Here is an 11,372-nt window from a genome sequence, read left to right as displayed (position 1 = left end):
TCACCCGTCGCTCGGCGCCCGGCGACCGACGGCGGCCCGACTCAGCGCCGGACGACGAACCCCGACTCCCCTTCGGGGTCGCCGTACTCGGCGTCGACGTCCTCGACGACGGCGGCGTCGCTCCCGGTCCGGCACCACTCGACCATGGCCTCCACGTCGTCGCGGCTCCCCTCGAAGACCGCTTCGACGCGGCCGTCGTCCAGGTTCCGAACCCAGCCGTGGACGCCGCGGTCCCTCGCGGCGTCGCGGGTGCTCGCCCGGTAGTAGACGCCCTGGACTCTCCCGGAGACGAACACGTGCGCGCGGACGCGGTCCCCGGTCGCGTCGCTCCCGTCTGTCGCGTCGCTCATGGCGGATGCTGCGTCCCCTGGCGCCTAAAGTCGGACGGCGGTGCCGAGGGGGTTGGCTGGTGGTTTCGGGGCTGGCAGGTGGCACTTGTCGCGTTCCCCGAATAGGGTTCTCTCCCCGTCGTGTCCACCCCTCCGGCGTGCCACACGCCCGCGTCGACCACCGCTTCGATGCGAGACACCACCGCTTGCCGGGAGGGGGCTGCTCGTCAGGTCACGGGGGCGCTGGTCGGGTCCCGGTATTCGAACCTTCGGCGGACGATTTCGGGGGAGTCTTTTAGCGTCGCAGCCGTGGCCTCGGGTATGGACCTGTTCGGTACCGCCGGTATCCGGGGGAGCGCCGAGGAGCGCGTCACGCCCGAACTCGCGCTCGACGTGGCGCGCGCCGTCGGCGCGGCGGCGGTCGAGGTGGGCGACCACGAGTTCGTCGTCGCACGCGACGGCCGCGTCACCGGCCCGTCGCTCGCGGCCGCGGTGGAGGCGGGACTCACCTCCGCCGGCGCCGACGTGATACGCCTCGGCCAGCTTCCGACGCCGGGGCTCGCGTTCGCCTCGCGCGGGCGCCGCGGCGTGATGCTCACCGCGTCGCACAACCCCCCTGCCGACAACGGCATCAAGGTGTTCAGCGACGGCGTCGAGTACGCCGAGACGGCCGAGACAGACGTCGAGGAGCGGGTCGCGGGGGGCGTCCCGCCCGCCCACTGGGACGAGTGGGGCGACGTCTCCGCGGCCGACGTGCTGGAGACGTACCGCGACGCGGTCGCCGCGTACGCGTCGGGGTTCGGCGCCGACCCGGACGGCCTCCGCGTCGCCGTCGACTGCGGCAACGGGATGGCCTCGCTCGCGACCCCGCACGTCCTCCGCGCGCTCGGCGCCGACGTGGTGACCCTGAACGCGAACGTGGACGGGCACTTCCCCGGCCGCGAGTCGAAGCCGACCGCGGAGTCACTCGCGGACCTCCGGGCGTTCGTCCGGGACGGCGGGGCCGCGTTCGGCATCGGTCACGACGGCGACGCCGATCGCATCGTGCTCGTCGACGGCGAGGGGGAGGTCGTCCACGAGGACACCGTGCTCGCCATCCTCGCCGAGTTGTACGTCAGGGAGAGCGACGCGGCCGACCCCGTCGTCGTGACGACGCCGAACGCCTCGGGCCGCATCGACGAGCGCGTCCGCGAGGCGGGCGGGCGCGTCGAGCGCGTCGCGCTCGGCTACCTCCACGACGGCATCGCGTCGGCCCGGGACGACGGCGGCGACGTGGTGTTCGCGGCCGAGCCGTGGAAGCACATCCACACTGGGTTCGGCGGCTGGATCGACGGGGTGACGAGCGCGGCGGTGCTGACCCGTCTCGTCGCCGAGGCGGCCGCCGAGTCCTCGGACACCGACGTCGGGGCCATCGGCGGCCTCGCCGGCCTCCGTTCCCCGGTGACGGAGCGACCGTACCGGAAGCGGAGCGTCGACTGCCCGGACGGGGCGAAGGAGGCCGTCATGGATCGTCTCGGGACGACGCTCCCCGAGCGCTTCCCCGGGGCGACCGTCTCGACGGAGTACGGCGTCCGACTCACCTTCCCGGACGACGCGTGGGCGCTCGTCCGGCCGAGCGGGACCGAACCGTACGTCCGCGTGTACGCCGAAAGCGACGACGTGGACGCGCTGGTGGCGGAGGTGACCGGGGTCGTCGAGGCGGCCGTCGAGGGGGCGGGCGAGCGGTAGCGCGTGGAGACGACGATTTTAAACGGGTTAACTACGGGAGTACGTGTATGTCCCGAGACATAGACAGACGCACGTTCGTGAAGGGAGCCAGCGCGGCCGGCATCGTCGGCCTCGCAGGTTGTACCGGCGGCCCGGAGGACGACGGTTCCTCCGGGAACGGCGACGGCTCGACCGACGAACCGACCGACACCGAGGCGACGTCGGACGAGGGGACGGGCGCGGGCGGCTCCGCGGAGGGCTCGGCCGAGCTCAACGTCGGGATGGTGTACGCGACCGGCGGCCTGGGCGACGGCTCGTTCAACGACCAGGCACAGACCGGCATCAAGCAGTCCGCCGAGGAGTTCGACGTCTCCTACGACGAGTCCCAGCCGGGTTCGGTCTCCGAGTTCGCGACGTACCAGCAGCAGTACGCCCAGTCGACCGATCCGGACTACGGGCTGGTCTCCTGCATCGGCTTCCTGCAGGCCGACGCGCTCTCGGAGACCTCGGGCAACTTCCCGGACCAGGACTTCATGATCGTCGACTCCGTGGTCGAGAGCGACAACGTCGCCTCCTACGTGTTCGCGGAGCACGAGGGCTCGTTCCTCGTCGGCCAGCTCGCGGGCATCCTCACGTCCCAGTCGTTCTCGGCGGGGTCGGGCTCGACCCAGTCCGACTCGACCAGCGTCGGCTTCGTGGGTGGCGTCGAGAGCAGCCTCATCCAGAAGTTCGAGGCCGGCTACAAGGCGGGCGTGAAGCACGCCAACTCGGACGTGGACATCAAGACGACGTACGTCGGCGACTTCAACGACCCGAGCGGCGGCCAGGAGGCCGCGCTCGCGATGTACAACGACGGCGCCGACATCGTCTACCACGCGGCGGGCAACACCGGGACGGGCGTCTTCCAGGCGGCCCAGGAGGCCGGCTGCTTCGCGATCGGCGTCGACCAGGACCAGTCCAAGACGCGGTCGAACTACGCCGACGTGATCCTCGCGTCGATGGTCAAGCGCGTCGACACCGCCGTCTACAACGCCGTCGAGGCGAAGGTGAACGGCGAGTTCCAGTCGGGTTCGACCGTCGCGCTCGGTCTGGAGCAGGAGGGCGTCGCCGCCGTCTACGGCGCGGAACTCGGCAGCGAGATCTCCTCGGACGTCAAGACGCAGATCTCGGAGTCCCGCCAGTCGATCATCGACGGGGGCCTCGAGGTCCCGCAGACCCCCGGCGAACTGTAAGTCGGCCCACCCGCCGACCGCCCGGCCGCGTTTTCACGACCTATCGGGACTTTCCGACTGTCGACTCCCTCACGACCTGGCAGGCCCGGCCTCGAGCGGAGCCGCTCGTCGGCCGCGATTCTTCCTCGACCGACCGACCCGGCCAGAAACGGGCCGTTTATGGCGTCACCGTCGAAAGCGGTGACGAATGACTGAGGCGGTTCGTCTCGACGGGATCACGAAACGCTTCCCCGGAGTCGTCGCCAACGACGACGTGACGCTGTCCGTCGAGCGAGGGACGGTGCACGCCCTGCTCGGCGAGAACGGCGCCGGCAAGACGACGCTGATGAACGTCCTCTACGGGCTGTACGACCCGACCGAGGGCGAGGTGTACGTCGACGGCGACGGGCTGGAGACGGACGAGGACGGCGAGTACGCCGACCCGCCGCGCCGGTTCGACTCGCCGCGGGACGCAATCGACGCCGGGGTCGGGATGATCCACCAGCACTTCATGCTGGTCGACCCGATGACCGTCGCCGAGAACATCACGCTCGGCAACGAGCCGCGCAAGTGGGGCGGGCTGGCGATCGACCGGGACGCCGCCCGGGCCGCCGTGCTCGACCTCTCCGAGCGGTACGGCTTCGACGTGGAACCCGACGCGACGGTCGCGGACGTGAGCGTCGGCGTCCAGCAGCGCGTCGAGATCCTGAAGGCGCTGTACCGCGGTGCCGACGTCCTCATCCTCGACGAGCCGACGGCGGTGCTCACGCCCCAGGAGGTCGAGGACCTGTTCGGGGTGCTCGAGGAGCTGACCGAGCAGGGGAAGACGGTCATCTTCATCACGCACAAGCTGGGAGAGGCGCTGGAGGCGGCCGACGAGGTGACGGTGCTCCGCGACGGGCGAAACGTCGGCAGCGTCCGGACCGACGACACCTCCCGGGAGGAGCTCGCCGAACTGATGGTCGGGCGCGAGGTGGTGCTCGAGACCGACTCGGCGCCGGCCGACCCCGGCGGGCCGATCCTCGACGTGTCGGGCGTCTCGGCGACCGACGACCGGGACGTGACCGCCGTCGACGACGTCTCGTTCACGCTCCACGAGGGCGAGGTGTTCGGCATCGCCGGCGTCGACGGCAACGGACAGTCCGAACTCGTCGACGTGATCACCGGCCTGCGCGAGCCCGAGGCGGGCAGCGTGACGCTCGCTGGCAGGGACGTGACGGAGGCGTCGCGGCGCGAGCGAACGCGCTCCGGCATGGCGTACATCCCCGAGGACCGGCAGGAGCGCGGGCTCGTCATGGACTTCGACCTGACCGAGAACGGCGTGCTCGGCTCCCAGCACGACGAGCCGTTCGCTCGCGGCGGGCGCCTCGACTGGGAGCACGCCGGCGACCACGCCGAGGACGTGATCGCGGAGTACGACGTGCGGCCGCCGGACGCGGCCGCGACCGCGAAGTCGCTCTCCGGGGGCAACCAGCAGAAGTTCATCGTCGGGCGTGAGTTCGCCCGCGAGCCGACCTGCCTCGTCGCCTCCCACCCGACCCGCGGCGTCGACATCGGCTCGACGGAGTTCATCCACGACCGGCTCGTCGACCTCCGGGACGACGGCCGGGGGGTGCTCCTCGTCTCCTCGAAGCTTGACGAGGTCCGGGGGCTCTCCGACCGCCTCGCCGTGATGTACCGCGGCCGCATCGTCGCCGTCGTCGACCCCGACGAGGTGACCGAGGAACAGCTCGGGCTGCTGATGGCGGGCGAGGAGCCCGAGTCGGTGCCGCACGCCTCGACGGGGGCGGTCACGGAGGGGGGGAGTCCGGGCCGGACCTCGGAGTCCGACGAGGTGGGTGACCCGAGCCGGGATCCCGGCTCGGGCGAGGTGAGCCATGAGTGAGGGCGGCCCGCCGTCGGACGACGATGCGGGCGACGGCCGGTTCTCGGCGTTCCGCGAGCGGGCGACGCCGCTGCTCGCCCGGCTCACGCGCGCCTCCGCGACCGAGCGGCTCCTCATCTCCGGGTCGGCGCTGCTGCTGTCGGTCGTCATCGGCTTCTTCCTCATCCTCGGCGCGGGTCGGATGACGTCGTGCCAGTCGGCGGCGTACTCGCTGCTCGGGGTCGGCTTCTGCTACGACCCGTTCGTCGTGTACGACCGGCTGTTCCTCGGCGCGTTCGGGAACCTCGCGGAGAACCCGCTGAACGGCCAGTTCGCCACGACGCTCGGGGAGACGACGGTGCTGCTGTTCACGGGGCTCGCGGTCGCAGTCGCGTTCAAGGCCGGCATCTTCAACATCGGCGGCCAGGGCCAACTCGTCGTCGGCGCGCTGGCGACGGCGCTCGCGGTGCTCGCCGCCTCCTCGTTCGTCTCGGGGCTCGTCGGGACGCTCGTGCTCGTCCCGTTCGGCCTCGTCGTCGGGGCGGTGGCGGGCGGGCTGTTCGGGGCGATCCCCGGCGCGCTGAAGGCGTACGCCGACGCCAACGAGGTGATCACGACGATCATGCTGAACTTCGTCGCCACCTCGGTCGCGCTGTATCTCGTCCAGAACCACTTCAAGGACCCCGACAGCTTCGCGACCCAGACGCGTGCGCTGCCCGAGTACGCCGTGTTCCCGCGCGTCGTGTTCCCCGACCGGGCGAACGTGTCGCTGCTCGCGCTCGGCTTCGCGCTGGTGCTCGCGGCCGCGATGGCGTACCTGCTCGTCCGAACCGCGTTCGGCTACGACCTCCGGACGAGCGGGCTCCAGCCCGAGGCCGCCGAGTACGGCGGCGTCGACGCGGCGCGGACGGTCGTCGCCAGCATGGCGCTCTCGGGCGCGCTCGCCGGCATCGGCGGCGCGGTGTACGTCATGATGATCCTCGGCAACTTCCAGACGGGCGTCCCCGACTACGGCTTCGACGGCATCACCGTCTCCATCCTCGCGGGGAACAACCCGCTCGGGGTGGCGGCCGCGGCGCTGCTGTTCGGCGTGCTCAAATCGGGCAGCATCGTCGTCGACGTGGGGACGGACGTGCCGCCCCAGCTCGTCGGCGTGCTCCGGGGGCTCATCGTCCTCTTCGTCGCGATGCCGGAGTTCTTCCGGATGGCCGGCCGGTACGCCGGCCTCGACACCGCCGAGCGCGACACCGTCGCCGCGGACGGCGGACGGGTCGTCGACGACGACGGCGGGAGCGAGGGAGGTGAGGACCGATGAGCGGGACCGACGCGGACGACGGAGGCGATTCCGACGGGAACGGGACGCTCCTCGATCGGTTCTCCTCGCTCGGGCTCAGAACCGGTATCGGCCTCGCGGTGCTGGCGATGTTCGCGCTCGTCGTGGTCGCCGGCCAACTCCTTCCTGACACTCCCCTCGGACGATTCGTGGACGTATTGTTCGCGAACACGACGATGTCGTCGGCGCTCCGGCTCTCAGTGCCCATCGCGTTCGCGGCGCTCGGGGGCATCTTCGCCGAGAAGTCCGGCGTCATCAACATCGGGCTCGAGGGGCTGCTCATCATCGCCGCGTTCGCGGGCGTGTACGTCACCGACATCACCGGGAGCGTCTGGTTCGGCCTGGGCGGCGGCATCGTCGCCTCCGCACTCCTCGCGCTGCTGTTCGCGGTCGTCTGCATCGAGTTCCGCGCCGACCAGATCATCGCGGGGCTCGCGGTGTGGCTCATCGCGCTCGGGCTGGCGCCGTTCCTCTCGCAGGTCGTCTACGGGAGCACGAACACCGACGGCGTGGCGACGTTCCGAACGGTTCCGGCGATGCTGGCGGAGAGCGGGGTTCCGGTGCTCTCGACGGTCGTCGTCGACTGGATGGCCCGGGCGGCGGGGCTCCCCACCGTCGGCGCGCTGTTCAACGCCACCCCCGTCGTGTACCTCATGTTCGTCGCGGTCGCGGTCTGCTGGTGGGTGCTCAACCGCACCGCGTTCGGCCGGCACGTTCGGGCCTCAGGCGAGAACCCGAAGGCGCTCGACACCGCCGGCGTGAACGTCTCGCTCGTGCGCTACAAGGCGGCCATCCTCTCGGGCGTGCTCGCCGGTATCGGCGGCGCGGCCCTGGCGCTCTCGCTCGGCCAGTTCACGGGCAACGGCCCGACGATGGTGAACGGCAAGGGGTTCATCGCCATCGTGGCGTACCTGTTCGGCAACTACAACCCGATCGGCGCGCTGCTGTCGACGCTGCTGTTCGCGGGACTCGACGCGCTCCAGCTCACCCTGCAGGCGCGGGACATCTTCGCCGTGCCGGCCGCGCTGGTCCGAACGGTTCCCTACATCACCGTCATCGTCGTGCTCGCGCTGTTCGGCCGGACGCGCATCCCCGAGGCCGCCGGCGATCACTACGAGTCCGGCGAGGAGTAGCGGGTTTTCGCGTCCATCGCCGCCGACGCTCTGGCTGATTTCGTAACGTCGGACTGGCCCGTCGATTCCCTCAGTCGCGCGTTTCGGAATCGAATCAGCGACGCCCTACCCGACTACCGAACGCGGTACATTCGGTAGTCCGCCTGCGACCATAACCGACACACTGGCGGGTGGGACTGAAAGGGGCCGCGGCTCTCGGCGCTGGCGCGGACCGACAAGCACCGCAACGAGGCGAGCAAAGCGAGCCGAGTGAGGAGCGCAGCGGCCGCCCCGAGCCGAGAGCCGGGGGGCTTTCGCGGTCTGCACCCCGTTCTCGCCGACCAAGAGACCATCCACCGATCGGAATCGGCGCCGTTCAGGGAATAAAGAGTTTAGGCGCGTCGGGAGGGAGTTTCGGCCAATGAGTACCTACGAGCCGGACATCGCGGTCGTCGGCGCTGGCACGGCGGGCTGCTACGCGGCGGCCACGGCCGCCGAGGCGGGCCTGGACGTCGTCGTCGTCGAGCGCAAGGACGAGGAGGAGGCGGGCCACATCGCCTGCGGCGACGCGCTGAAGGGCGCGGACGCGTTCCCGGACGCCATCCCGAAGGAGGCCATCGAGCCGGCGTTCACGAACACCGACGTGACCCACGGCCGCTTCGAGATCCCGAGCCACGACACGGTCCTCGAGATCCCCGTCCCCGGCGAGCTCGCCGTCATCGACCGGTGGGAGTACGGCCGGCGCATCATCGACGGCGCCGCGGCCAAGGGCGTCGACTTCCACTACGACACGGTCGTCCAGGACGTCACCCAGGACGACGACGGCCGGGTCACCGGCGTCCGCGCCAAACGGAAGGGCGACGTCGTGGAGTACGACGCCGAGGTCGTCGTCGACGCCGCCGGCTCGCTCTCCATCCTCCAGGACAAGGCCGACCTCTCGGACGCGACGTTCGACACGAACGTCTCCTACTCGCAGTTCTGTTCCGCCTACCGCGAGGTCGTCGAGGTCCAGGAGCCGGTGGAGTGGACCGACGCGCTCGTGTTCAAGCCGACCACCACGGCTGCGGGTTACGTCTGGTACTTCCCACGCACGAGCACGGAGATCAACGCCGGGCTCGGCTTCCAGATGACCGAGGAGCCGATGAAGCTCGTCGAGGACCTCAAGCAGGACCTCCGCAACCGCGCGGAGTTCGCGGGCGCGACGGTGAAGGACAAGCTCGGCGCCGCTCTCCCCACGCGCCGGCCGTACGACTCGGCGGTCGCGCCGGGGTTCGTCGCCGTCGGCGACGCCGCGGGCCACGTCAACCCCACGACCGGCGGCGGTATCGCGGGCGCGGCCTACGCCGGCAAGTACGCCGCAGAGCAGGCCGTCAGGGCCATCGGCGAGGGCGACACCTCCGAGGAGGCGCTGTGGCACTACAACGAGCGCGTCATGGACCACTTCGGCGGCCGGTACGCCGGGCTGGACGTGTACAACATCCTCGCGACCGCGGTGGACGTGGACGACCTGATGGGCCTGCTTGCCTCCCTGCCCGGCGAGAAGCTCGCGGAGGCGCTCTACTCGGGGAAGACGTCGATGGGGTGGAAGCTGAAGCTCCGTACCGCCATCGACAGCTACGGGTACTGGCAGCAGATCAGGGACTTCTACCAGGTGAAGGGCTACGCCGAGGAGCTCATCGAGCACTACGACCGATACCCCTCGAAACCGGGCGCGTTCGAGATCTGGCAGGAGCAGCGCGACGACCTGATGGACGAGGTGTACGCGGTCACGGGCGCGGATCCCAAGTACTAACGAACCTCTTTTGCGGGGGGCATGTCCTCGCGCGTCGGCTCCGCCGACGCGCTGCGGCCAGACCCCCCGCAAACCCGTTCATGTTGTGGGATTCCTCCGGAATCCCACTACTAACGGGAAATCTTCGATTTCCCGTGATGCCAAAAAGGCCGCGAGCCACGGTCGGCCTGGCGAAGCCACGCCTCCCTCGCTCACGGTACCGACGCTGGTGCGAACCGCAACCGGTTGCTGGGCCTCGTCGACACCTCACCACTAATCGTTACGTACAGGTGAATCACTGATTGCTTAGTGCAGTAAGTAGTATTCCAGCGGTATCCAATTTAGAACCAGGGGCCGCCAAATATGAGCCTGTACAATATTGCGACGATGGAAGTAGCGATGGTGAGAGAAATCAGGGCACGTCCAACATCAGGCCAAGACCGGTCTCCGAAGAGGACAAGGACTATTCCCACAAGCAAAAAGGTCGCTGCTGAGAACTCAACTGGGAAGATGAAGCTCTGGACAACCCCCACGAGAATGCCAATAAGAGCCCCTGTTTGAACTGGCGAGTTTGTAAATTCAAAACGGTCAGATTCCATACTACTCGTAGTGGTTTTGAGTTTCTAAGAGTTTGTGATTTGACTTGATACGAAGGATGATTAAAGGTAGATTCGCGGACCTACTCACCGGCTGTTTCGAGCAATCCAATCCTCCAAAATATCGAAACTACGACTCTCCTTCCGAACTTACGGCCGCTGCTCCGCCACCGCTAGTACCGCCTTCGAGAGCAGCTCGACGCCGATGTCGAGCGACTCCTCGTCCACGTCGAACGTGCTCGTGTGGTGGCCGCCGGGGTGGTCCGTCCCGATGCCGACGTAGGTCGCGTAGCCGCCGTTGTCCTGTACCGCCTGCATCAGGAAGGTGGCGTCCTCGCTGCCGCCGAGTTGGTCGCGTTCGAGCACCGAATCGACGCCGGTGACGTCGCGGGCGACGTCGGCGACGACGTCGACCAGTTCCTGGTCGGAGGTCGCCGAGGGGGCCCGTCCGAGGCGTTCGGTCTCGACCTCGACGTCGTGCATCCGCGCGGCCGACCGGAGGACGTTCTCGGCCTTGTCGTTCATGTACTGCATCAGTTCGGTCGTCTCGCCGCGTACCTCGCCCTCGATGAACGACTCCTCCGGGATGATGTTCGTCGCCGTGCCGCCGCCGACGAGGCCGGCGTTCACCCGCGTCGCGCCGTCCGAGTGCCGGGGGATGGCGTAGAGGTTTTGGATCGCTGCAGCCATCGCCTGCACCGTGTTCCGCCCCTCCTCCGGGTGGCCGCCCGCGTGGCTCGGCTCGCCCGAGAACTCGGCGAGGAAGTGCGAGACGGCGAGGAAGCCGTCGACGCCGGCGACGACCTCGCCCGTCGGGTGGTCGAGGCCGACGTGGGAGGCGATGAGGTACTCGACGTCGTCGATGAGTTCGGAGTCGGCCATCGGCTCGCCGCCGACGATCTGCTCCTCGCCCGGCTGGAAGAACACCTTCAGCGTCCCCTCGAAGTCGGACTCGAGGATCTCGTCGATGGCGCCGAGGCCGAACGTCGCGTGGGCGTCGTGGCCGCAGGCGTGCATCCAGCCCTCGTTCCCCGAGCGGAAGTCGCCCTCGGCGGGCGCGTGCTCGGCGTCAGCCTCCTGGATGGGGAGCGCGTCGATGTCCACCCGCAGGCCGACGACGGGCCCGTCGCCCCGCCGAATCACCGCGACCGCGCCGGTGTACCCGCCCTCGAGCTCCGCGAGGATGTCCTCGCGGGCGCCGGCGTCCTTCGCCCGCTCGAACCACTCGGCCAGTTCGTCGTCGTCTGGCACGTTCATGCGCTCGGAGCCGAGGATCCCCGGGCCGTAGTGGATCTCGTCCACGTCGCGCGTCTCCAGCTCCGAGACGATGCGGGCGGTCGTGTAGAACTCGCACCACGCGGGTTCGGGGTGGCGGTGGAGGTCCCTGCGGAACGTCACCAGGTCGTCGTGCTCGACGGCGAGGCTCATAGCTCGGTGTTCGCGTCGACG

9 protein-coding genes are annotated in these 11,372 nt (G+C 69.5%); 6 read left to right on the top strand and 3 right to left on the bottom strand.

Annotated features, from left to right (window positions below):
- Positions 1-41: 41 nt before the first annotated feature.
- The gene (locus HUG10_RS07995) at positions 42-350 is read right to left on the bottom strand and encodes an acylphosphatase (RefSeq protein ID WP_179169071.1); all 309 of its coding nucleotides are present in this window, start codon (positions 348-350) and stop codon (positions 42-44) included.
- Positions 351-650: 300 nt separating this feature from the next.
- Here HUG10_RS07995 and HUG10_RS07990 point away from each other — a divergent pair, with 300 nt between their 5' ends.
- From HUG10_RS07990 to HUG10_RS07965, 6 genes are all read left to right on the top strand, one after another.
- Entirely contained in the window at positions 651-2,057 is a 1,407-nt protein-coding gene (locus HUG10_RS07990; protein WP_179169070.1) for a phosphohexomutase domain-containing protein, read from the top strand.
- A 47-nt stretch (positions 2,058-2,104) separates the two neighbouring features.
- A complete protein-coding gene (locus tag HUG10_RS07985; RefSeq protein ID WP_179169069.1) occupies positions 2,105-3,268 on the top strand; it encodes a BMP family lipoprotein in 1,164 nt (387 codons plus the stop codon).
- A 187-nt stretch (positions 3,269-3,455) separates the two neighbouring features.
- A complete protein-coding gene (locus HUG10_RS07980) occupies positions 3,456-5,132 on the top strand; it encodes an ABC transporter ATP-binding protein (protein ID WP_179169068.1) in 1,677 nt (558 codons plus the stop codon).
- Positions 5,125-6,426, top strand: coding sequence for an ABC transporter permease (locus tag HUG10_RS07975; protein WP_179169067.1), 1,302 nt, complete (start codon positions 5,125-5,127; stop codon positions 6,424-6,426). The genes HUG10_RS07980 and HUG10_RS07975 overlap by 8 nt, the downstream gene beginning before the upstream one ends.
- Positions 6,423-7,577 (top strand): ABC transporter permease, encoded by a 1,155-nt coding sequence (locus tag HUG10_RS07970; RefSeq protein ID WP_218780662.1) that lies wholly within the window; start codon positions 6,423-6,425, stop codon positions 7,575-7,577. Before HUG10_RS07975 ends, HUG10_RS07970 begins: the two co-directional genes overlap by 4 nt.
- Positions 7,578-7,977: 400 nt before the next feature.
- A complete protein-coding gene (locus HUG10_RS07965; RefSeq protein WP_179169066.1) occupies positions 7,978-9,348 on the top strand; it encodes a geranylgeranyl reductase family protein in 1,371 nt (456 codons plus the stop codon).
- A gap of 320 nt (positions 9,349-9,668) precedes the next feature.
- On the opposite strand, the gene HUG10_RS07960 is transcribed toward HUG10_RS07965, so the two are convergent.
- Positions 9,669-9,926 (bottom strand): hypothetical protein, encoded by a 258-nt coding sequence (locus HUG10_RS07960; RefSeq protein ID WP_179169065.1) that lies wholly within the window; start codon positions 9,924-9,926, stop codon positions 9,669-9,671.
- Between the two features lie 147 nt (positions 9,927-10,073).
- Positions 10,074-11,351, bottom strand: coding sequence for an amidohydrolase (locus tag HUG10_RS07955; protein WP_179169064.1), 1,278 nt, complete (start codon positions 11,349-11,351; stop codon positions 10,074-10,076).
- Positions 11,352-11,372 lie beyond the last annotated feature (21 nt).

Origin of the sequence: Halorarum halophilum, assembly GCF_013401515.1 — an archaeon.
Classification (GTDB): domain Archaea; phylum Halobacteriota; class Halobacteria; order Halobacteriales; family Haloferacaceae; genus Halorarum; species Halorarum halophilum.
Note: the sequence above shows the minus strand (reverse complement) of the source record. Positions and strands in the feature narration are given on the sequence as shown.

What these genes read in the sequence shown, in the direction of transcription:
- HUG10_RS07995 (WP_179169071.1), bottom strand. Translation starts at nt 350, where the DNA reads ATGAGCGACGCGACAGACGGGAGCGACGCGACCGGGGACCGCGTCCGC.
- HUG10_RS07990 (WP_179169070.1), top strand. Translation starts at nt 651, where the DNA reads ATGGACCTGTTCGGTACCGCCGGTATCCGGGGGAGCGCCGAGGAGCGC.
- HUG10_RS07985 (WP_179169069.1), top strand. Translation starts at nt 2,105, where the DNA reads ATGTCCCGAGACATAGACAGACGCACGTTCGTGAAGGGAGCCAGCGCG.
- HUG10_RS07980 (WP_179169068.1), top strand. Translation starts at nt 3,456, where the DNA reads ATGACTGAGGCGGTTCGTCTCGACGGGATCACGAAACGCTTCCCCGGA.
- HUG10_RS07975 (WP_179169067.1), top strand. Translation starts at nt 5,125, where the DNA reads ATGAGTGAGGGCGGCCCGCCGTCGGACGACGATGCGGGCGACGGCCGG.
- HUG10_RS07970 (WP_218780662.1), top strand. Translation starts at nt 6,423, where the DNA reads ATGAGCGGGACCGACGCGGACGACGGAGGCGATTCCGACGGGAACGGG.
- HUG10_RS07965 (WP_179169066.1), top strand. Translation starts at nt 7,978, where the DNA reads ATGAGTACCTACGAGCCGGACATCGCGGTCGTCGGCGCTGGCACGGCG.
- HUG10_RS07960 (WP_179169065.1), bottom strand. Translation starts at nt 9,926, where the DNA reads ATGGAATCTGACCGTTTTGAATTTACAAACTCGCCAGTTCAAACAGGG.
- HUG10_RS07955 (WP_179169064.1), bottom strand. Translation starts at nt 11,351, where the DNA reads ATGAGCCTCGCCGTCGAGCACGACGACCTGGTGACGTTCCGCAGGGAC.